21 protein-coding genes are annotated in these 20,691 nt (G+C 72.7%); 11 read left to right on the top strand and 10 right to left on the bottom strand.

What is annotated here, in order from left to right; all coding sequences use genetic code 11:
* Window positions 1-103: 103 nt before the first annotated feature.
* Window positions 104-802, top strand: coding sequence for a uracil-DNA glycosylase (gene ung, locus HA073_RS18585; protein ID WP_043328313.1), 699 nt, complete (start codon window positions 104-106; stop codon window positions 800-802).
* Here ung and HA073_RS18580 read toward each other — a convergent pair.
* Window positions 791-1,516, bottom strand: coding sequence for a helix-turn-helix domain-containing protein (locus tag HA073_RS18580; RefSeq protein ID WP_166456942.1), 726 nt, complete (start codon window positions 1,514-1,516; stop codon window positions 791-793). The two genes, ung and HA073_RS18580, sit on opposite strands and share 12 nt — an antisense overlap.
* Before the next feature lie 171 nt (window positions 1,517-1,687).
* Here HA073_RS18580 and tsaB point away from each other — a divergent pair, with 171 nt between their 5' ends.
* From tsaB to HA073_RS18560, 4 genes are read left to right on the top strand one after another with little or no spacing between them, the layout of a single operon-like run.
* Window positions 1,688-2,365: a tRNA (adenosine(37)-N6)-threonylcarbamoyltransferase complex dimerization subunit type 1 TsaB gene (gene tsaB / locus HA073_RS18575; protein WP_113974768.1), complete on the top strand. Its 678-nt coding sequence runs from the start codon at window positions 1,688-1,690 to the stop codon at window positions 2,363-2,365.
* Complete coding sequence (rimI, locus tag HA073_RS18570; RefSeq protein ID WP_064446583.1) at window positions 2,362-2,805, top strand: ribosomal protein S18-alanine N-acetyltransferase; 444 nt, start codon at window positions 2,362-2,364, stop codon at window positions 2,803-2,805. The genes tsaB and rimI overlap by 4 nt, the downstream gene beginning before the upstream one ends.
* Window positions 2,806-2,810: 5 nt before the next feature.
* The gene (gene tsaD / locus HA073_RS18565) at window positions 2,811-3,857 is read left to right on the top strand and encodes a tRNA (adenosine(37)-N6)-threonylcarbamoyltransferase complex transferase subunit TsaD (protein WP_030501550.1); all 1,047 of its coding nucleotides are present in this window, start codon (window positions 2,811-2,813) and stop codon (window positions 3,855-3,857) included.
* Window positions 3,858-3,874: 17 nt separating this feature from the next.
* The gene (locus tag HA073_RS18560) at window positions 3,875-4,129 is read left to right on the top strand and encodes a hypothetical protein (protein ID WP_030501549.1); all 255 of its coding nucleotides are present in this window, start codon (window positions 3,875-3,877) and stop codon (window positions 4,127-4,129) included.
* Between the two features lie 13 nt (window positions 4,130-4,142).
* Here the strand turns inward: HA073_RS18560 and HA073_RS18555 are convergent, their stop codons facing one another.
* From HA073_RS18555 to HA073_RS18525, 7 genes are all read right to left on the bottom strand, one after another.
* Window positions 4,143-4,880: a DUF4142 domain-containing protein gene (locus HA073_RS18555; protein WP_043328319.1), complete on the bottom strand. Its 738-nt coding sequence runs from the start codon at window positions 4,878-4,880 to the stop codon at window positions 4,143-4,145.
* A 98-nt stretch (window positions 4,881-4,978) separates the two neighbouring features.
* Window positions 4,979-6,154, bottom strand: coding sequence for an ROK family protein (locus HA073_RS18550; protein WP_030501547.1), 1,176 nt, complete (start codon window positions 6,152-6,154; stop codon window positions 4,979-4,981).
* Window positions 6,155-6,185: 31 nt separating this feature from the next.
* Window positions 6,186-7,445 carry a sugar ABC transporter permease gene (locus HA073_RS18545; protein ID WP_043328321.1) on the bottom strand — a complete coding sequence of 420 codons (1,260 nt, stop codon included), beginning with the start codon at window positions 7,443-7,445 and terminating at the stop codon, window positions 6,186-6,188.
* Window positions 7,442-8,254: an ATP-binding cassette domain-containing protein gene (locus HA073_RS18540; protein WP_043328323.1), complete on the bottom strand. Its 813-nt coding sequence runs from the start codon at window positions 8,252-8,254 to the stop codon at window positions 7,442-7,444. Before HA073_RS18540 ends, HA073_RS18545 begins: the two co-directional genes overlap by 4 nt.
* Before the next feature lie 103 nt (window positions 8,255-8,357).
* Entirely contained in the window at window positions 8,358-9,461 is a 1,104-nt protein-coding gene (locus HA073_RS18535) for a sugar ABC transporter substrate-binding protein (protein ID WP_043328325.1), read from the bottom strand.
* Window positions 9,462-9,665: 204 nt separating this feature from the next.
* A complete protein-coding gene (gene ybaK, locus HA073_RS18530; RefSeq protein ID WP_166456941.1) occupies window positions 9,666-10,145 on the bottom strand; it encodes a Cys-tRNA(Pro) deacylase in 480 nt (159 codons plus the stop codon).
* Window positions 10,146-10,199: 54 nt separating this feature from the next.
* The gene (locus HA073_RS18525) at window positions 10,200-11,432 is read right to left on the bottom strand and encodes a methyltransferase domain-containing protein (protein WP_166456940.1); all 1,233 of its coding nucleotides are present in this window, start codon (window positions 11,430-11,432) and stop codon (window positions 10,200-10,202) included.
* A gap of 256 nt (window positions 11,433-11,688) precedes the next feature.
* Here HA073_RS18525 and groES point away from each other — a divergent pair, with 256 nt between their 5' ends.
* The 3 genes from groES (at window position 11,689) to HA073_RS18510 (ending at window position 15,559) form a co-directional block, all read left to right on the top strand.
* Entirely contained in the window at window positions 11,689-12,003 is a 315-nt protein-coding gene (groES, locus tag HA073_RS18520) for a co-chaperone GroES (RefSeq protein WP_018222648.1), read from the top strand.
* A gap of 70 nt (window positions 12,004-12,073) precedes the next feature.
* Complete coding sequence (groL, locus tag HA073_RS18515; protein ID WP_166456939.1) at window positions 12,074-13,717, top strand: chaperonin GroEL; 1,644 nt, start codon at window positions 12,074-12,076, stop codon at window positions 13,715-13,717.
* A gap of 60 nt (window positions 13,718-13,777) precedes the next feature.
* Complete coding sequence (locus HA073_RS18510; RefSeq protein ID WP_240925836.1) at window positions 13,778-15,559, top strand: molybdopterin-dependent oxidoreductase; 1,782 nt, start codon at window positions 13,778-13,780, stop codon at window positions 15,557-15,559.
* 346 nt (window positions 15,560-15,905) lie between these two features.
* On the opposite strand, the gene HA073_RS18505 is transcribed toward HA073_RS18510, so the two are convergent.
* Window positions 15,906-16,289, bottom strand: coding sequence for a WhiB family transcriptional regulator (locus HA073_RS18505; RefSeq protein ID WP_013288543.1), 384 nt, complete (start codon window positions 16,287-16,289; stop codon window positions 15,906-15,908).
* A gap of 252 nt (window positions 16,290-16,541) precedes the next feature.
* Here HA073_RS18505 and HA073_RS18500 point away from each other — a divergent pair, with 252 nt between their 5' ends.
* Complete coding sequence (locus HA073_RS18500) at window positions 16,542-17,354, top strand: response regulator transcription factor (protein WP_166456937.1); 813 nt, start codon at window positions 16,542-16,544, stop codon at window positions 17,352-17,354.
* Between the two features lie 12 nt (window positions 17,355-17,366).
* Here the strand turns inward: HA073_RS18500 and HA073_RS18495 are convergent, their stop codons facing one another.
* Window positions 17,367-17,771 carry a DUF5319 domain-containing protein gene (locus HA073_RS18495; RefSeq protein ID WP_043328334.1) on the bottom strand — a complete coding sequence of 135 codons (405 nt, stop codon included), beginning with the start codon at window positions 17,769-17,771 and terminating at the stop codon, window positions 17,367-17,369.
* Window positions 17,772-17,968: 197 nt separating this feature from the next.
* Here HA073_RS18495 and guaB point away from each other — a divergent pair, with 197 nt between their 5' ends.
* Both guaB and HA073_RS18485 read left to right on the top strand, forming a co-directional pair.
* Window positions 17,969-19,531, top strand: coding sequence for an IMP dehydrogenase (gene guaB, locus HA073_RS18490; protein WP_064446576.1), 1,563 nt, complete (start codon window positions 17,969-17,971; stop codon window positions 19,529-19,531).
* A 30-nt stretch (window positions 19,532-19,561) separates the two neighbouring features.
* Window positions 19,562-20,680: a GuaB3 family IMP dehydrogenase-related protein gene (locus tag HA073_RS18485; RefSeq protein WP_043328337.1), complete on the top strand. Its 1,119-nt coding sequence runs from the start codon at window positions 19,562-19,564 to the stop codon at window positions 20,678-20,680.
* Window positions 20,681-20,691: the final 11 nt, after the last annotated feature.

The raw sequence follows: 20,691 nt of genomic DNA, 5'->3' as shown, positions 1-20,691 counted from the left end.
TACGCTCCGGTAACTTTTCCCGTCCAGTACCCGGCCCGGCCGCTGCCCGGGAGTGTCGGTCGCGGCTGGTAGGAAGATGGCGACCGACTAGGAGAGGTTGCCGATGCCCGACGCCCCCACCCTGGACCTGCCGGCGCTGTTGCCGGAGGCCTGGCGTGCCGTGCTCACCCCCCACCTCGACCCGGCCCGCACCGCCGCGCTGGCCGAGTTCGTCACCCGGGAGTACGCGACCGCCACGGTCTTCCCGCCGCTGGAGGACCTGTTCTCCGCCTACCGGCACTGCGCGCCGGCCGACACGAGGGTGCTCATCCTCGGCCAGGACCCGTACCACAAGGCGGGCCAGGCGCACGGGCTGAGCTTCAGCGTGCGCGAGGGGGTGGCGGTGCCGCCGTCGCTGCGCAACGTCTTCAAGGAGCTGAGCGAGGACCTGGGCGTGCCCAAGCCGCGCAGCGGAAACCTCGACGGCTGGGCCGCGCAGGGCGTGCTGCTGCTCAACTCGGTGCTGACGGTCCGGCAGGCCACCCCCGGCTCGCACGCGAACAAGGGCTGGGAGGAGTTCACCGACGCCACGATCCGGGCGCTGGACGCGCTCGACCAGCGCGTGGTCTTCCTGCTCTGGGGCGGCTACGCCCGCAAGAAGGCGGCGCTGGTGACCAACCCGCGGCACGTGGTGCTGGAGGCCGGGCACCCGAGCCCGATGAACCCGCGCGGCTTCCTCGGCAGCCGTCCGTTCAGCGCGGCAAACAAGGCGCTCGCCGACGCGGGGCTGCCCACCGTCGACTGGGAACGCTCAGCCGGCTGACCCGTCCGGCGCCTCGCCCGCCGCGGCGAGGCGCCGGCGGTACCGGGACAGCAGCTCGGCCGTGCGCTTGTCGGTCGCCTCCACCTCGATCAGCGGCTCCACCGGGTACGTACGTTCACCGAGGCGGACCTCGATGGGCTTGGGCAGTTCGTCGCACATCCGGGCCCGCAGCTCGCCGAACCGGGTCCGCCAGCGGTGCTCGCCCGGTTCCTCGGGCTCCGGGTGGCCCCCGCCCCACTCCTGCCATCGGGCATCCCAGCGCTGCGCGCGGCCCCGCTCCAGGAACGCGGTGAACCGCGGGGAGTCCCGCCACCGCACCGCGATCTCGACCGCGTCCACCGGCAGTGGCGCGCCCTGCAACAGGGCCGCCGTGCCGCCCGCCAGCACGTACGGCAGGTCGCCCAGCGCGTCCATGATCGGGTCGAGCCGGAGATGATCGATCCGCTCGGTCAGCGCGGTCCCGGCCATTTCGTCAAGCGCCGCGTCCAGGTGACTGTCCAGCGGCTCGACCTCGATCCGCAGTTGCCGATCCAGCGCGGCGAGCAGACGTTCCGCGGTGGTCAGGCTGGGCAGCCGGTCGCCGCGCTCGATCCGGGCGACGGCGGCCTGGCTGATCCCGACCCGCGCGGCCAGGGCCTGCTGGGTGAGTCCGGCCAGTTCCCGTTCGTGGCGCAGGGCGCGGGCGATCTCCTGGGCCAGGCGACTCTCCGTCATCTCCGGAGGATGGCAACTCGCCGTCGAGCGATATACCTGTGAGTCATATTTATGACCGAGAGGTATATCGCTCCCAGGTCACCTCTTCCGGCGGGACGCTACGCACCGTGACCGGGTCGGCGGCGAGGGCGTGCCGAGGGCGGACGGGGCGGACGGCTAGGCTGGCTTACCGTGCTCGTACTCGTGGTGGACTCCTCGACGCCCGCGGTGACCGCGGCGCTGGCCGAGGTCTCGGCGGACGGCGTCGCGGTTCGCGCGTCCCGGTGCACCGTCGATGCCCGCGCCCACGGCGAGCTGCTCGCGCCGCAGGTCGACGCCGTGCTGGCGGACGTCGGCGCGCGGCCCGCCGACCTGGCCGCGATCGTCGCCGGCCTCGGCCCGGGCCCGTTCACCGGGCTGCGCGTCGGGCTGGTCACCGCCGCCACCATGGGTCAGGTGCTCGGCGTCCCCACGTACGGTGTCTGCTCGCTGGACGGGCTCGGCCACCCGGCGGCCGCCGGCGAGCCGGTGCTGGCGGCGAGCGACGCGCGGCGGCGGGAGATCTACTGGGCCGTCTACGACGGCGCCGGTCAGCGCCTCGTCGGGCCGGAGGTCGCCGCCCCGGCGGTCGTCGCGCAGCGGGCGCGCGACCTGGCGGTCAGCGTCGCGGTCGGCGACGGCGCGCACCGGTACGCGGACGTGCTCGGCCTGCCGGTGCGGGACGAGCCGCGCTACCCGGACCCGCTGGCGCTGGCCGGTCTCGCCGCGCCGCGGATCCGCGCGGGCGCGCCCGGCGAGACGCTCACCCCGCTCTACCTGCGCCGCCCGGACGCGGTCGCCGCCACCGGCCACAAGCCGGTCCTGCCATGAGGCTGGGCCGGTTCCGCTGGTGGCACGTCGAGGAGGTGCTGCCCATCGAGGCGGACCTGTTCGGCGCCGAGCAGTGGTCGGCGGCGATGTTCTGGAACGAACTCGCCAACGGCCACTTCTATCTCGCCGCCACCGACGACGACGGCACCGTGCTCGGCTACGCCGGGCTGGCCGTCTACCCGCCCGACGAGGCGTGGGTGCAGAACGTCGCGGTCCGCCGGGACGCGCAGCGGCGGGGCATCGGCCGGCTGCTGCTGGAGGCGCTGCTCGCCGAGGCGGCCCGGCGCGGCGTCCGCAGCACGCTGCTGGAGGTCGCCGCGGACAACGCCCCGGCGCAGCGGCTCTACGCCGGCTACGGCTTCGAGCCGATCGGCGTACGACGCGGCTACTACCAACCGAGCAACACCGACGCGCTGGTCATGCAGCGCAACGAGGACTGACGCGCATGGCTGACGAACCACTGATCCTCGGTATCGAGACCTCCTGCGACGAGACCGGCGTGGGCATCGTGCGCGGGCACACGCTGCTCGCCGACGCGCTCGCCTCCAGCGTCGAGGAGCACGCCCGGTTCGGCGGCGTGGTGCCCGAGGTGGCCAGCCGCGCCCACCTGGAGGCGATCGTGCCGACCATGGACCGGGCGCTGCGCGAAGCCGGCGTCACCATCGCCGACATCGACGCCATCGCCGTGACCTCCGGGCCGGGCCTGGCCGGCGCGCTGCTCGTCGGGGTCGCCGCCGCCAAGGGGTACGCGGTCGCGGCGGAAAAGCCGGTGTACGGGGTGAACCACCTCGCCGCGCACGTCGCTGTGGACACGCTCGAACACGGCCCGCTGCCCGAGCCCGCCATCGCGCTGCTCGTCTCCGGCGGCCACTCCTCGCTGCTGCGCGTCGACGACCTGGCCCGCGACGTGGTACCGCTCGGCGCCACCATCGACGACGCGGCCGGCGAGGCGTTCGACAAGGTGGCCCGGCTGCTCGGGCTGCCGTTCCCGGGCGGACCGTACATCGACCGCGAAGCGCGTGCCGGTGACCCGGCGGCGATCGCCTTCCCGCGCGGGCTGACCGCCGCGAAGGACCTGGTCGGACACCGGTTCGACTTCTCCTTCTCCGGCCTGAAGACGGCGGTGGCCCGCTGGGTGGAGGCGCGGCAGCGGGCCGGTGAGCCGGTCCCGGTCGCCGACGTGGCGGCGTCCTTCCAGGAGGCGGTCTGCGACGTGCTGGTCGGCAAGGCGATCGACGCCTGCCGCACCAGCGGCATCGACACGCTGGTGATCGGCGGCGGAGTGGCAGCCAACTCCCGCCTGCGGGCGATGGCCGAGCAGCGGGCCGGCAAGTACGGCATCCGGGTGCGTACGCCCCGGCCGAAGCTCTGCACGGACAACGGCGCGATGGTGGCCGCGCTCGGCTCCCACCTGGTCGCCGCGGGCGTCGCGCCGAGCCGGCTGGACCTGCCGGCCGACTCGGCGATGCCGCTGACAGTGGTCAGTGTGTGAGCGGGGAGGAAACCGACATGATCGTCCGGATGTGGGAGGCCAAGGCCGAGTCGTACGGCTTCGCCGACCTGATCACCTGGGTCTGCGAGACCGCGCTGCCCGAGTTCGAGCACGACCCGATGCACGTCTCCAGCGAGGTGTTCTCCTCCACCGACCACCGGCTCGTGGTCATCTCCAAGTGGCGGAACAACCCCCGGGAACTGCCCGAGCCACCGGCGCGCCTGATCGCCCGCCCGCCGCACAGCTGGGACTTCGCCCAGGTCGACCGCTGACGCCGCCGCCCCGCTAGGAGCGGCGGGTCAGCCGCCAGGTGGCGTACCCGCCGGTGCCGAGCGCGATCAGGAACACCGCCCACACCAGGCCGGTGCCGACCTGGAGCCCACCGCCGCTGCCCACGTTGGCCTGGGCGGCGGCGACGAGCGAGTCGCTCTGCGCGGGCGGCAGCGCGGCCGGCGGCAACTGCTGCCAGCGCACCAGCCCGGTGCTCTCCAGCATGGTCATGTGGTCGTTGACGAACTTGTTGGCGTCCTCGGCCAGCTTCCGCACGATCGGGTCGCGGGTGCTGGCCCGGACCGCGCCGATCACCGGGAAGATCTTGCCGTGGGCGACCCGCAGCCGGGTGACGAAGATCTGGTCGAACCGGGCGCCGGTGGCGTTCCGCATCTCGGTCAGCCACCCCTGCTGCTCTGCCGTCGGATCCGTCGGCAGGGTGGCGCCGAGCTTGTTGGCCGCCTCGACCACCAGCTGGTCCAGCTCCGCGTGCTGCTTGGCGATTTCCGCGCCGACCTCGCGTACCCGGGCGGACTGGCCCTTCTCGGCCGCCATCTGCCCGGCCGGCATCTCCCACAGCCCGGCCAGCCGTACGCCGTTGAGCAGCGTCATGTCGGCGGCGTTCATCTGCACGCCGGGGTTGGGCGCGGCCTGCGCCGTCCCGGGAACGACGCCGATCCCCGCGCCCAGCGCGGCGAGCAGCAGTACCACCCGGTGCGCCAGCTTGCGGCGTGCGGATTCCAGCGATGCCATGGTTGCGGTGCCTCCTCGGTCCGGACCGGTACGCGGGGTCGTGGACGGCCGCGCAAGCCGGCCGCCCGTCCGCACACTGGTACGGATCACCGGGCCGATCAGTTCAGCGGATCGGCGAGGAGTCGTTCGAACGCCAGCTCGGCGGCGCCGATCAGCGCCGCGTCGTCGCCCAGCTTCGGGGTACGCAGCCGCACGTGCTCCAGGCACGCGGGCAGCCCGTTGGAGTTGAGCCGGCTGCGCACCTGCGCGGCGGAGGCCAGGTAGAGGTCACGCATGGTGCCGCCGAAGATGACCATCTCCGGGTTGAAGATGTTCACCAGGTTCGCGACGCCGAAGCCGAGCCAGTCGCCGGCCTGCCGTACCGCGGTCTGCGCGCGGGCGTCGCCCCGGTCGGCGGCGTCGAAGACCGCCAGCAGCGCGTCCCGGCCGCGTGCCTCGGACCGGCCGGCGGCGCGCAGCAGCCCGTGCTCGCCGATCTCGGTCTCCCAGCAGCCGCGCCGGCCGCAGTCGCAGCGCACCCCGTCGCGGACCACCACCATGTGGCCCACCTCGCCGCCGTAGCCGCCGTGCCCCCTCAGCCGCCGCCCTCCCGCGATGATGCCCGCGCCCACACCGACGTCGCCGTAGATGTAGATGACGTTGTCGCAGCCGACCGCCGCGCCCCGGGCGTGCTCGGCGTACGCGGCCACGTCGGCCACGTTGCCCACCGTGATCGGTACGTCTATCCCCAGCTCGACGGCGAGCGCCGCACCGATCGGCTCGTCCACCCAGCCGGTGGTGGGGCTGAGCCGGACCAGCCCGTCCTCGCGGCGGACCATGCCGCACACCGCCACGCCGGCGCCGACGCAGATCGCGTCCGGCGGCACCGACTGGTGCATCTCCTTGACCGCGCCGGCGAGCAGCGGGGCGGCCTCCCCGGCGACCAGGTTGCGCGGCCGGTCCATCTCCCGGCGGTCGAGCACCTCACCGCCGAGTCCGACCCGCGCGGCCCGCAGCCGGTCCACCTCGACGCTGTACGCGTACGCGTAGACCCGCCCCGACTCGGGCCGGACGACGAGTGACGGTCGTCCGGCCCGGCCGGTCTCCTTCGGCGTCCCCTCGCTGACCAGACCGGCGCCGGCCAGGTCCGCGGTCAGCGCGCCGATGGTGCTGCGGTTGAGTCCGAGCGCGGTGGTCAGCTCGGCGCGGGTGGTGGCCCCGTGGACGTGCACGTATCGGAGCAATGCGCCCAGGTTCTGCCGACGGATCTCGTCCTGACTGGGGCCCGCGCGCATTGCCACTGCCATGGTGTTTCCGTACCCCTGCTCAGCGGTTGCCGGTCGCGGCGGCCCGCCGACGCGAGAGCGCGTCGATGGTCGCCGCGGCGAGCAGCACCACGCCGGTGACCACGTACTTGACGCCCGAGCTGTATCCCATCAGTCCCATACCGTTGTCGATGACCGCGACCACCGCGCCTCCGAGCACGGCGTCGAGGACCCGGCCCTTGCCGCCGAAGAGGCTGGTGCCGCCGATCACCGCCGCGCCGACGGCGTAGAGCAGTACGTTACTGCCCCCGGTGTTGGGGTCGACCGAGTTGCCCCTGCTGGCGGCCACGATGCCACCGATGGCGGCCATCGAGGAGCAGATGACGAAGACGGAGATACGGATCCGGTCGACGTTGATGCCGGCCCGGCGGGCCGCCTCGGCGTTGCCGCCGACCGCGTAGATGTGCCGCCCGTAGCTGGTGCGCTGGAGCACGAACGTCCAGACGATCAGCAGCACCGCGATGATCGGCACCACGATCGGCACGCCCTTGAGCGAGGTGATCAGCACGTTGCGGCTGCGCTCCAGGTTGAGCACGTAGACCGCCACGCCGAGGATCACGGCCAGGCCGGCGATCCGCGCGCCGACCACCGTGAGCGGGTCGGTGAGCAGGCCACGGGCGGCCCGGTTGCGGTACCGGAGCAACTGCACTGCCGCGTACCCGGCGACGGCCACCGCGGCGAGCGCCCAGCCCAGCGCCGGGGAGAGGTTGCGGTTGGCGATCGCGACGAGCACGTCGTCGCGGATCGCGATGTTGGCGCCCTCGTCCATCAGCGTCAGCACGACACCCTGGAAGGCGAGGAACCCGGCGAGCGTCACCACGAAGGACGGGATGCCGACCTTGGCGACCAGCAGGCCCAGCACGGTGCCGATCACCAGACCGGTGACGACGGCGGCGAGCACCGCCACGTACCAGGGGTAGCCGAGCACGGTGACCACGTTGGCCAGGATCGCGGCGCAGACGCCGCTGGCGAAGCCGGCGGAGAGGTCGATCTCGCCGAGCAGCAGGACGAAGACCAGGCCCATGGCGATGAGCGTGACCGCCGCGCCCTGGGTGAACAGGTTCGCCAGGTTGCCGGCGGTGAAGAACGACGGGCGGGCGATCGAGAAGCCCACCGCCAGCGCCACGAGCATGACCACCGCGGGGAGCGCGCCGATGTCGCCGCCGCGTACCCGGCGCCAGTAGTTGTTCACGTGGCTGTTCAGGGTCGGTGTCGGCGCGACGCCGGCCGGGCCTTCCTTCTTCACGACGATGGCGGTCATCGGATGGCTCCTGGGGTGGTGTCGGCGGGCGCGGCGCCGTTGCCGCCCGGCTCGCCGGTGAGGCCGAGGCCGCCGGATCGGCCGGCGGTGATCAGCTCGACCACCTGCGAGTGGGTGATGTCGGTGGTCTTCACCTGGGCGACCATCTGGCCGAGGTAGAGCGCGGCGATCCGGTCGGAGACGGCGAAGACGTCGTTCATGTTGTGCGAGATGAGCACCACGGCCAGGCCGTTGTCGGCCAGCCGGCGCACCAGCTCCAGCACCTGGGCGGTCTGCGCGACGCCGAGCGCGGCGGTCGGCTCGTCCAGGATGACCAGCCGGCTGTTCCAGAGCACGGCCTTGGCGATGGCGACGGTCTGCCGCTGGCCGCCGGAGAGGCTGGCCACGTGCTGGCGCAGCGACTTCACGGTGCGCACGCTCAGGCCGGCGAGCGTCTCGGCGGCCATCTGCTCCATGGTCGGCTCGTCGAGCACGATGCCGCTGCGCTTCTCCCGGCCGAGGAACATGTTCTGCACGATGTCGAGGTTGTCGCAGAGCGCGAGATCCTGGTAGACGACCTCGATCCCGAGCGCGGCGGCGTCCCGGGGGCTGTTGATGGTCACCGGCCGGCCGTCGAAGAGGAACTCGCCGGCGTCGGTGGGGTGGATGCCGCTGATGCACTTGACCAGGGTCGACTTGCCGGCGCCGTTGTCACCGACGAGCGCGGTCACCTCGCCGGGGTGCGCGGCGAAGGCGACGTCGCGCAGCACCTGGACGGGACCGAAGCTCTTGTCGATCCCGCGTAGCTCCAGCAGGGGGGTTGCGGACACGGGGTTCTCCTTTGGGCGGAGGGAGGTCTCGGATCCCGTCCGGCGCGGGCGCCGCCCGGCACGGGAGAACCCGTGCCGGGCGGCGCCGCCTGAGGCGGGTGGGTCAGCTCACGCCGGCGTCGGTGCAGAGCTTCGCGAAGGCACCGGTGCAGAGTTCTTCCTTGGTGACGTAGCCGTCGGCCACGACGTCCTTGACGTTGTCCTTGAAGATGGCCTTGGGCTCCAGCAGCACGGCCGGCACGTCCCGGTTGCCCTCCGGGTCCTTGACCGTCTGGCCGGTGTCCTTCCGCTCACCCTTGGCGAGCGCGATGGCCAGCTCGGCGGCGGCGTCCGCCTCCTTCTTGACCGCCTTGTAGACGGTCATGCACTGGTCACCGGCGAGGATGTTCTGCAGGCCCTCCTTGGTGGCGTCCTGACCGGTCACCGGGACCTTGCCGTTGAGCTTGTTCTTCTTCAGCACCGAGATGGCCGCGTTGCCGAGACCGTCGTTGGCGGCGAGCACGCCGTCGATCTTGCCGCCGGCCTTGGTCATCTGCTGCTCGAAGATCGTGGCGGCCTGCGCGTTGTCCCAGGCCGGCACCGGGTCGTCGGCGACCTTGGTGTACTCCTTCGAGTCGAACTTCGGCTTGAGCACCGAGTCGTACCCGTTCTTGAACAGGGTGGCGTTGTTGTCGGTCGGCGAGCCGTTGAGGTACGCGATCGACGGGTTCTTGACGCCCTTGTCGGTCAGGCACTTGCTCAGGCCCTCGCCCTGGAGCTTGCCGACGGCCTCGTTGTCGAAGCTGACGTAGTACTGGGCGGAGCCGCCCAGGGTCAGCCGGTCGTAGTCGATGGTCGCGACGCCCTGCGACTTGGCCTTGTCGAGCACGGCCTTGCCGGTGCCGGAGTCCAGGTTGACGATCATCAGGACGTTGACGCCGCTGGTGATCATCTGGTCGGCGATGGTCTGGAACGCGGTCTTGTCGTTCTGCGCGTTCTGGATGTCGGAGTCGACGCCGGCCGCGTCGAACGCCGCCTTGAGGTACTTGCGGTCCGCGCCCTCCCAGCGGGCGGAGGACTTGCTGTCCGGCAGGATCACGCCGATCTTCGGCTTCTTGGCGTTGGAGCCGCCGGCCTCGTCGGAAGAACCGCCGTTGTCACCGCAGGCGGCCATGCTGCCGGTCGCGAGGAGACCGACGGCCGCGAAGGTGAGGAAGCCCTTGCGCATGTGCAGGGTCCTTTCGGAGGTGGGGGAGTGGTGATGTTTTGTTGTGTCCGGCAACGTATTCCCCGCCTCCCATGCGCCGCAAGACTGCCGAGGTCAGAAGTTTGTTGGCGGCGGTAACAATTCAGCAACGCGGTTGTCACCCGCGGGACACCGCCGGGAGAGCGTGCTCCGGGAACGCTCCCACACGTACCGTCACGAGCCCGCTCAGGCGGCGGCGATCGATGCCGTGGCCGCCCCGGTGAGCGTCACCAGATCCGTCGGCGTGAGCTGCACCTGCAATCCCCGGCGGCCCGCCGACACGTACACGGTCGGGTGCGCCAGCGCCGAGGAGTCGACGACTGTCGGTAGCCGCTTACGCTGGCCGAGCGGACTGATGCCGCCCCGCACGTACCCGGTCGCCCGCTCGGCCACCGCCCGGTCCGCCATCACCGCGCGCTTGCCGCCCATCGCGGCGGCCAGCGCCTTCAGGTCCAGCTCGCCGGTCACCGGCACCACCGCCACCGTCAGCCCGCCGTCGACCTCGGTGACCAGCGACTTGAACACCCGGTCCGGTGCCACCCCGAGCGCCGCGGCCACGAGCGCGCCGTAGTTCGGCGCGTCCGGCGAGACGTCGTACGGGTGGATGCTGTGGGCGATCTTCCGCTTGCTCAGCAACGCGATCGCCGGAGTGCCAGGGCCCGCCACGGGCTCAAGCTAACCCGCGCGCCGCGACACCGCGAGCTGGAAACGTGAGCCGGGTCAGCCGCCGACCGGAACCGGCCGGCACACGAGCACCGTGGGGTCGCCCGCCACCCGGGTCAGCACCAGGTCGGCCGCCGCCTCGCCGGACAGCCGCAGGTCACGGCGCAGCTTCTCCGGCTCCAGCGCCGACCCGCGCTTGCGGATCTCCACCCGGCCGACCCGGCGCTCCCGCAGCAGGGCGCGCAGCCGCTTCAGCGAGAACGGCAGCACGTCGGTGATCTCCAGACAGCGGGCGAACGGGGTGGGCCGGGCCTCGTCGGCGTACAGGTAGGCGATCGACGGGTCGGCGAGCGTGGCGTCGAGGTCGGCAGCGAGTTCGGCGACCAGGTGCGCGCGGACGACCGCCGGGTCCGGGTCGTAGAGGAACCGCCGGACCGGCCCCACCTCCGCTTCCTGCGCGCCCGTGCCGGTGAGGTGATAGGAAGGGACCCTTTTACTACCGGAGGCGTTAAGAAGGGGCCCTTCCTTCTCGCGCAGCAGGGTGGCGCGGCGGGGGACCTCGGCCAGCTCGCCGCACCAGAGCGCGGCCTCGACCAGGTCGCCGTCCACGCTCACCCACTCCGCCTCGGCGCCCGCCGGGATCAGCGCGTGGTCCAGCCCCGGCGCGACCTTCACCACGGTGCGCGGCACCCGCGCGGCGAGACCGGTGACGAAGTCCCACGGCGGGGAGTAGGAGTTCGGGTCGAAGACGCGCCGCCCGGTGCCGGCCCGTCGCCGCGCCGGATCGCAGAACGCGCCGTCGACGCGGCTTACGTCGAACTCCGTGGCGTCGCCGCACTCGACTGTCACCAGATCGGCGAGCCCGGCCGCCTCGGCGTTCGCGGCGGCCATCGCGGCGGTCAGCGGGTCGGCCTCCACCGCGTACACCCGGATGCCGGCGCGGGCGGCGGCGAGCGCGTCGGCGCCCAGGCCGCAACCCAGGTCGGCCAGCGTGGTCACGCCCGCGGCGCGCAGCCGTGCGGCCCGGCGGCCGGCGACCACCCCGCGGGTGGCCTGCTCCAGCCCGGGCCGGGTGAGGAACATCCCGGCCGCCGCCGCGCCGAACTTGCCTGCTGCCCGGCGGCGCAGCTCGGCCTGGGTCAGCGCGGCGGCGGCGAGGTCGCCCGGAATCCCGGCCGAGCGCAGCGCGGCCGCCGCCGCCAGCGGGTCGCCGCCGGCCACCCGACCGGCCGCGGCGAGCGCCGCCGACCCCTCGGGGGTACGCAGCACGGCGAGCAGGTCGAGATCCACGCGCCCATTCTCCCGGGCCGGTTCCGGCGCGACACGGAGGGCGACGCGCGTTGGCACTCTCCTTGACGGAGTGCTAGCCGAGGAATAACCTGCGATTAGCACTCTCACCCTGAGGGTGCCAACGCCCGAGCCTCGTGCCCGGGGGTTGAGCGCCAGGCGGACCGGCACCCGCGACGACGGCCCCGCCCGGTGGCATGTGGCAGATTGACGCTGGTCGGCACGCCGGCCGGCAACGACACCAAGTACCCGGGAGGGTATGCCCGTGACTACCGCGACCAAGGTTGCGATCAAGCCGCTCGAGGACCGCATCGTGGTCCAGGCGAACGAGGCCGAGACCACCACCGCCTCGGGCATCGTGATCCCCGACACCGCCAAGGAGAAGCCGCAGGAGGGCACCGTCCTCGCTGTCGGCCCGGGCCGGATCGACGACAAGGGCAACCGCGTGCCGATCGACGTGAAGGTCGGCGACACCGTCCTCTACTCGAAGTACGGCGGCACCGAGGTCAAGTACGCCGGCGAGGAGTACCTGGTGCTCTCCGCCCGCGACGTCCTCGCGGTCATCGAGAAGTAAGCAACCGATCAGTGTCGTTGCCCCGGTCCGGCTCGCCGGGCCGGGGCAACGTCGCTTCGAAGGGATACTGATGGCGAAGATCCTCAGCTTCTCGGACGACGCCCGGCACCTGCTCGAGCACGGTGTCAACGCCCTCGCGGACGCGGTCAAGGTCACCCTCGGCCCGCGCGGGCGCAACGTCGTCCTGGACAAGAAGTTCGGTGCGCCCACGATCACCAACGACGGCGTGACCATCGCCAAGGAGATCGAGCTCACCAACCCGTACGAGAACCTCGGCGCGCAGCTGGTCAAGGAGGTGGCGACCAAGACCAACGACGTCGCCGGCGACGGGACCACCACCGCCACCGTGCTGGCCCAGGCCATGGTCCGCGAGGGCCTGCGCAACGTGGCCGCCGGCACCAACCCGACCGGCCTGAAGCGGGGCATCGACGCGGCGGCCGCCAAGGTCTCCGAGGCGCTGCTCGACAAGGCCGTCGAGGTCTCCAGCAAGGAGTCGATCGCGCACGTCGCGACCGTCTCCGCGCAGGACGCCGCGATCGGTGAGCTGATCGCCGAGGCGATGGAGAAGGTCGGCCGCGACGGCGTCATCACCGTCGAGGAGGGCTCCGCGCTCACCACCGAGCTGGAGGTGACCGAGGGTCTCCAGTTCGACAAGGGCTTCATCTCGCCGAACTTCGTCACCGACCTGGAGGCGCAGGAGGCGGTCCTGGAGGACCCGTACATCCTGATCACCACGCAGAAGATCTCGGCGATCGAGGAGCTGCTGCCGCTGCTGGAGAAGGTTCTCCAGAACAACAAGCCGCTGCTCATCGTCGCCGAGGACGTCGAGGGCCAGGCCCTGTCGACGCTCGTGGTCAACGCGCTGCGCAAGACCGTCAAGGTCTGCGCGGTCAAGGCCCCCGGCTTCGGCGACCGCCGCAAGGCGATGCTCCAGGACATGGCGATCCTGACCGGCGCCGAGCTGGTCGCCCCGGAGCTGGGCTACAAGCTCGACCAGGTCGGCCTGGAGGTGCTCGGCACCGCCCGCCGCGTCGTGGTCGACAAGGAGAACACCACTGTCGTCGACGGTGGCGGGCAGGCCTCCGAGGTCGCCGACCGGGTCGCCCAGATCCGCAAGGAGATCGAGGCCTCCGACTCGGAGTGGGACCGGGAGAAGCTGGCCGAGCGGCTGGCGAAGCTCTCCGGCGGCATCGCCGTGATCAAGGTCGGCGCGGCCACCGAGGTCGAGATGAAGGAGCGCAAGCACCGCATCGAGGACGCCATCGCCGCGACCAAGGCCGCGGTCGAGGAGGGCACGGTCCCGGGTGGCGGCGCCGCCCTGGCCCAGATCCTGCCGGCGCTCGACGACGACCTGGGCTTCACCGGTGACGAGAAGGTCGGCGTCTCGATCGTGCGCAAGTCGCTCGTCGAGCCGCTGCGCTGGATCGCCCAGAACGCCGGCCACGACGGCTACGTGGTGGTGCAGAAGGTCGTCGGCAAGGACTGGGGCCACGGCCTCGACGCCGCCACCGGCGAGTACGTCGACCTGGCCAAGTCCGGCATCATCGACCCGGTGAAGGTGACCCGCAACGCGGTCAGCAACGCCGCCTCGATCGCCGGCCTGCTGCTCACCACCGAGAGCCTCGTGGTGGAGAAGCCGGCCGAGCCGGAGCCGGCCGCCGGTGGCCACGGCCACTCGCACGGGCACGGCCACCAGCACGGCCCGGGCTTCTGACCCGAGGAGTACGCCCGACGTCAGGGCACACCGCCGACCCGGTGGTGTGCCCTGACGCATATGTCCTTACGGATCGCTGACGAGATTGGCAGCCGGGCCCGCGGGGCGACCAGACTGGAGCCCGTGAGCACCCTCTCCCCCCGCCGGGCGGCGCCGGCCGGTGTCGTCGCCGCCGTGGTGGCGCTCGGCGCCGCCGAACCCGTGGCGGTCCTGACCGGCCCCCGGTCCGCTCCGCTCGTCGCCGTCGGCGGACTCGTCGTCGACCTGGTGCCCGAGCCGCTCAAGCAGTTCGCCATCGACGTCTTCGGCACGTACGACAAGATCGCGCTGCTGATGGGGACGGCGCTGCTGCTGGCCGTCTTCGGCGCGCTGCTGGGCCTGGCAGCGGCCCGGCGGCTGGTGATCGGCCTGGCCGGCATCGCCGCGTTCGCCGCGCTCGGTGTCGCCGCCGCGCTGACCCGGGCCGGCGCGGACGCCTTCGACGCGCTGCCCTCCCTGGTCGGCGGCGGACTGGGCGCGCTGACGCTGTGGGCGTTCGTGGCCGGCCCGCTGAGCGCCGACCCGGCGCACCGGAAGCGACCGGGGCGTGGCCGGTCCGACGCCGTGCGACGCGACCGGGCCGGGACCGGCCCGGCGGAGCGCGACGGGGCCGCTTCGGCGGACAGCGAGCCGCCGTCCGCGTCGCCCCCGCCATCCGCCCCGCCTCCGGCGGTCGCCGCGCTGGCCCGGGAGGGGGAGACGCCGGGCGGCTGGGAGCCGGTCCGGCACGACGACGCGGAGTCGCGGCGGCGGTTCCTGCGTGGCGCCGGGCTGCTCACCGGCGCGGCGGCGGTGGCCGGGCTGGGCGGGCACTGGCTGGCCGGCCGGCGCGGCGTATCGGCGGCCCGGGACGCGGTGACGCTGCCCGCCCCGGTCGCGCCCGCCCCACCGGTGCCCGCCGGAGCGGACCTGTCGCTGTCCCGGCTCGCGCCGTACGTCACGCCGAACCGGGAGTTCTACCGGATCGACACCGCGCTGGTGGTGCCGCAGGTGGACCCGGTCACCTGGCGGCTGCGCATCCACGGGCGGGTCCGCAACCCGATCGAGCTGAGCTTCGACGACCTGCTCGCCCGCCCGCTGGTCGAGCGCTACGTGACGCTCGCCTGCGTCTCCAACGAGGTGGGCGGCGACCTGATCGGCAACGCGCGCTGGCTCGGCGTACCGATCAAGGACCTGCTGGACGAGGCCGACCCGGAGGACGGCGCGGACCAGGTGGTCGGGCGCGCCGTCGACGGCTGGACGTGCGGCACGCCCACCTGGGTGCTGCGCGACGGGCGGGACGCGCTGCTCGCGGTCGGCATGAACGGCGAGCCGCTGCCGATCCAGCACGGCTTCCCGGTGCGGATGGTGGTGCCAGGCCTCTACGGGTACGTCTCCGCGTGCAAGTGGATCACCGAGCTGGAGCTGACCAGCTTCGCCGACTTCGACGCGTACTGGGTGCCGCGCGGCTGGTCAGCGCAGGGTCCGGTCAAGACGCAGTCGCGGATCGACACGCCCCGGCCCCGCAGCCGTCCCGCCGCCGGTGCGGTGACCGTCGCCGGTGTGGCGTGGGCGCAGCACAGGGGCGTGCGGCGCGTCGAGGTACGCGTGGACGGCGGCCCCTGGCAGGAGGCGACGCTGGCCCCGGCAGTGTCGGCGGACACGTGGGTGCAGTGGTCGTGGCGGTGGGACGCCACACCGAGCGAGCACACGCTCCAGGTCCGGGCGACCGACAGCACCGGCGAGACCCAGACGGAACAGCGCGCCCCGGTCGCCCCCGACGGCGCGACGGGATGGCACACGGTAAGGGTCACAGTCACCTGACCCGCACCGTCGCGAGGACCGCTCTCGGTGGGGAGATGGCCTGCCCGTGCCACTGGCGGGTGCCTGCCGATCGGGTGCGCGCCGCTTGGCTCCGGCCTGAGTCCAGACTCCCGAGCGCTCACGAAAGAGATCTTGGTATGAAACGCCCCTATAAGGGCCGTTTCATACCAAGATCTATGTGGTGTCCTAGCCTCTGGAACGCCGATCCTGGTATTCGAAACGGTAGGCGAGTCGCCCAGCGGCGGCCTTCGCCGCGCCGGGGTGCGGGGGCCAGCGGATGCCCCGGGCCACGACACGACGCCGCGCCCCGGGATCCGGGGCGCGGCGTCGGGGGTCGTGAAGCCGGTCAGGCGACCTTGCGCTGGTCCGGCACGGCGGTGTTGTGCGGGCGGCCGAGGCGCGCCTCCAGCCGGGCGATGTCCACCTTGGTCTGGCGGCGGTCGGCCAGGTCCTCCCAGCCGAGCGCGAGCAGACGCAGCCGCTCGGACTCGCTGAACCCGCCCCAGACGCCGTACGGCTCGCGTACGGAGAGCGCGTGGGCGGCGCACTCGGCGCGTACCGGGCAGGCGCGGCAGACGGACTTGGCGCCCATCTCGCGGCGCAGCCGGGAGGAGCCGCGCTCGCCGTCCGGGTGGAAGAACTGCGCGCTGTCGCGGCCACGGCAGGCCCCGAGCCGCTGCCAGTCCCAGAGCTCGTCGATCGGTCCAGGCAGCCTACGTACGTTCGACATCAGCACCCCTCCTCCCGCGCGGCACCGCGGAGAATGTTCGTGGCCAGCTACCGGGCGGCGGTCCGCGCGGGATGCCGGTTCCGGATGAACCCCTCGGTACCCGAGCGGTCCGCGCCTCACACATCTGTGATCGAAAACCTCGGACAGTCGGTGGCATATGCCCCATCTGTCGGAAAAGTTCGGATGATTGCCCGGAACCCCCTCCCGAGCCCACCTCCGCATGGTCTGCTCTGAGTCGGAGAGGAGACCACTGTGCGTAGTGTTCTTGTGTGCGTTCGGACACCATTGGCGGCCCAGCATCTGACCTCCGCGGCGGCGCGGCTCGGGCTGTCCGGCGTCGTCCGGACGGCCGTCTCCGATCCGGAGGTGATGTTGCGGCTCGCGGAGCGCCCGGTGGACGTGGTGCTCGCCGACACCGCGCTGACCCGGCCGGACAGCGCCGGTTTCGTGCGCCGGGTGCTGGCCCGCGCGCCGCAGGCGGCGGTGCTGCTGCTCGGGGCCGAGGAGTCGGAGTCGGCGGCGGCCACCATCAGCGCCGGAGCGCGTGGCCTGATCCAGAACGCGGACCACGATCTGACCAGCGCGGTCGCCAAGGCGCTGCTGCTGCTGTCCGCTCCCGGCCGGAGCAACAGGCACCGGGTGGCGGACACCGCCCGGGACGCGGCAGCGGTCGGCGGTCCGGCCCGGTCGGCGGGGCGTACCCCGGGTGGGCCCGGCTGGCCGGCGGTGGCGCCGGTGGACGCGGCCGGCCTGCCCACGGTGGTGCCGGTGCAGCGGGGTGAGGACGCGGAGGATCCGGCGGCGGCCGACGCGGCGGAGGCGGCCCGCCCGGGCGCCGGTCAGCGGCCGGCCCGGACGCCGCGCGGCGCCATCGGGCTGACCGAGCGGGAGCTTCAGGTGCTGCTCGGCATGGCCGAGGGCAAGAGCAACGCGGAGATCGGGCGGGAGTTGTTCGTCTCCGAGGACACGGTCAAGACGCACGCCCGACGGTTGTTCCGCAAGCTCGGGGCGCGGGACCGGGCACACGCCGTGGCGGCCGGCTTCCGGGCCGGCCTGGTCGCCTGACCCGGGCCGGAGTCACTCCGACGCGGAGTCGTCGGTGCCCTCGGTGAGCGTGTCGTGCACGCCGTCGGCGTAGCCACGGGCGTAGTCCCAGCTCACGTAATGGTCCGGGTCCGGGTCGTAGGCCGGTTCGTGCACCCGGGGGCGCCCCGAGTTGAGCAGGTGGCGCAGGTTTCCGCGCAGCAGGTCCCAGTCGAAGTAGTGCGGCTCGCGGCAGTCCTCGCACTCGATCACCAAGCCGCGCACCCCGATCGGCTGGAGCAGCGCCTGGTAGATCTCCAGATCGGCGAGGTCCTCCAGCACGTCCTGGCGTTCGACGTCGGTCAGCGGGTCGAGCGCGTCGTCGTCGCCGGGATCGTGCAGACCGGCAGCCGGATCGGCAGGGTCGCCGTTGAACGGGTCGATGGGCTCGTCGTGCACCCCCTCACCGTAGTCCCCGGGCCGCCGGAAAGCCCGCCCCAGGCCGCGCTGTGGCCCGGCCTACCCCCGGGCCCGCCGCTGCCCGGACGGGAACGGGCCAGTGGGTACGATGAGGCGACGCGCCGTCACCAGGCGCCTGCCGGTGCCCCCGCGCGCCGCCTCGCTGCAGCCCGATCGACCAGCTCAGGGGAGCAATCGTGGAGAATTCGCCCAGCACCGAGATCCCGGCCGGCACCGACGGCGGGGAGCTGGGTGGCCATCTGCCCGAGCTGCCGGCCGGTTCGGCCCGGGTGGTACCGCTCGGGTTGACCTTCGACGACGTGCTCCTGCAGCCGGGCGAGTCGGACGTCGTACCCAGCCGGGTGAACACCCGTACCCGCCTGACCCGCAACATCGAGCTGACCGTGCCGCTGCTGTCCAGCGCGATGGACACGGTCACCGAGGGGCGGATGGCGATCGCCATGGCCCGCCAGGGCGGCATCGGCGTGCTGCACCGCAACCTGTCGGTGGAGGACCAGGCGCTCCAGGTCGACCTGGTGAAGCGCTCCGAGTCCGGCATGATCACCAACCCGGTGACCGCCAGCCCGGACGACACGCTGCGCGAGGTCGACGCGCTCTGCGGTCGCTACCGCATCTCCGGCGTGCCGGTGATCGACGGGCAGGGCCAGCTGGTCGGCATCGTCACCAACCGCGACATGCGCTTCGTCTCCGACCCGGCCACGCCGGTCCGCGAGATCATGACGCGTACCCCGCTGATCACCGCCCCGGTCGGCGTGAGCAAGGACGACGCGCTCGGCCTGCTGCGCCAGCACAAGATCGAGAAGCTGCCGATCGTGGACGCGGGCGGCAAGCTGCGCGGCCTGATCACGGTGAAGGACTTCACCAAGAGCGAGCAGTACCCGAACGCGACCAAGGACGACGCGGGCCGGCTCCGGGTCGCCGCCGCGGTGGGCGTGGGCGAGGACGGCTACAAGCGGGCCCGTGCCCTGGTCGACGCCGGCGTGGACGTCGTCATCGTGGACACCGCGCACGGGCACCAGCGGGCCGTGCTGGAGATGGTGGCCCGGCTCAAGCGGGACGTCAGCATCGACATCGTGGGCGGCAACATCGCCACGTACGCGGGCGCGAAGGCGCTCGTCGAGGCCGGCGCGGACGGCGTGAAGGTGGGCGTCGGCCCGGGCGCCATCTGCACCACCCGGATCGTGGCCGGGGTCGGCGTACCGCAGATCACCGCGATCATGGAGGCGGCCCGGGCCGCACGCCCGGCCGGCGTGCCGGTGATCGGCGACGGCGGCATCCAATACTCCGGCGACATCGCCAAGGCGCTCGTCGCGGGCGCCGACACGGTGATGCTCGGCAGCCTGCTGGCCGGCTGCGAGGAGAGCCCCGGCGAGCTGATCTTCATCAACGGCAAGCAGTACAAGGCGTACCGGGGAATGGGCTCGCTCGGCGCGATGCAGTCGCGTGGCCAGGGCAAGTCCTACTCCAAGGACCGTTACTTCCAGCAGGACGTGCTCGCCGAGGACAAGCTGGTCCCGGAGGGCGTCGAGGGCCAGGTGCCCTACCGGGGTCCGCTGTCCGCCGTCGCCCACCAGCTCATCGGCGGCCTCCGCGCCGCCATGGGGTACGTGGGCGCGGAGAGCATCCCGGAGCTGCACCGGCGTGGCCAGCTCATCCGGATCACCGCGGCCGGGCTCAAGGAGAGCCACCCGCACGACATCCAGATGACGGTCGAGGCGCCCAACTACCACTCCCGCTGACCCACCACCCCCAACCACCTGGAGTCCCTCATGCGTGACGTGGTCGAGATCGGGCTGGGCAAGACCGCGCAGCGCGGCTACCACCTGGACGACATCGCCATCGTGCCGAGCCGCCGCACCCGGGACGTCGACGACGTCTCCACGGCGTGGCAGCTCGACGCGTACCAGTTCGGCATCCCCTGCGTCGGCCACCCCTCGGACGCGACCATGAGCCCCGCCTCGGCGGTCCGGCTGGGCCAGCTCGGCGGCCTCGGCGTGCTCAACGTCGAGGGCCTCTGGACCCGGTACGAGAACCCGGCCAAGGTGCTGGAGGAGCTGGCCGGTCTCGGCGAGGACGCGCGGGCGACCAAGCGCCTCCAGGAGGTCTACGCCGAGCCGATCCGGCCCGACCTGATCGCCGAGCGGGTACGCGAGCTGCGCGAGGGCGGCGGCACGGTGGCGGTGCGGGTATCGCCGCAGCACACCCTCGCGCTGGCCCCGGTGATCCTCGACGCCGGCGTGGACATCCTGGTCATCCAGGGCACGCTCGTCTCGGCCGAGCACGTCTCCACCACCGACGAGCCGCTGAACCTCAAGGAGTTCATCGCCGACCTCGACCTGCCGGTCATCGTCGGCGGCTGCACCGACTACAAGACCGCGCTGCACCTGATGCGTACCGGCGCGGCCGGTGTGATCGTGGGCATCGGCGGCGACGACTGGTCGACCACCGAGTCGGTGCTCGGCATCCGGGTGCCGATGGCCACCGCGATCGCCGACGCCGCCGCTGCTCGCCGCGACTACCTGGACGAGACCGGCGGCCGGTACGTGCACCTGATCGCCGACGGCGACATGCAGACCTCCGGCGACATCGCCAAGGCACTCGGCTGCGGCGCGGACGCGGTGATGCTCGGCGAGCCGCTGTCGCTCTGCGAGGAGGCGCCGGCCGGTGGCGCCTGGTGGCACTCCGCGGCCAGCCACCCGTCGCTGCCCCGGGGCGCGTTCGAGGTGGCCGGCGAGCCGCTCGGCTCGATGGAGAAGCTGCTGTTCGGCCCGGCCGACGAGCCGGACGGCCAGCTCAACCTCTTCGGCGGCCTGCGCCGCGCGATGGCCAAGTGCGGCTACCGCGACCTCAAGGAGTTCCAGAAGGTCGGGCTGGTCCTCGACCGCTGAGCACCGCTGAG

It is taken from the genome of Micromonospora sp. CMU55-4, from assembly GCF_011602315.1.
Classification (GTDB): Bacteria; Actinomycetota; Actinomycetes; order Mycobacteriales; family Micromonosporaceae; genus Micromonospora; species Micromonospora chalcea.
Note: the sequence above shows the minus strand (reverse complement) of the source record. Positions and strands in the feature narration are given on the sequence as shown.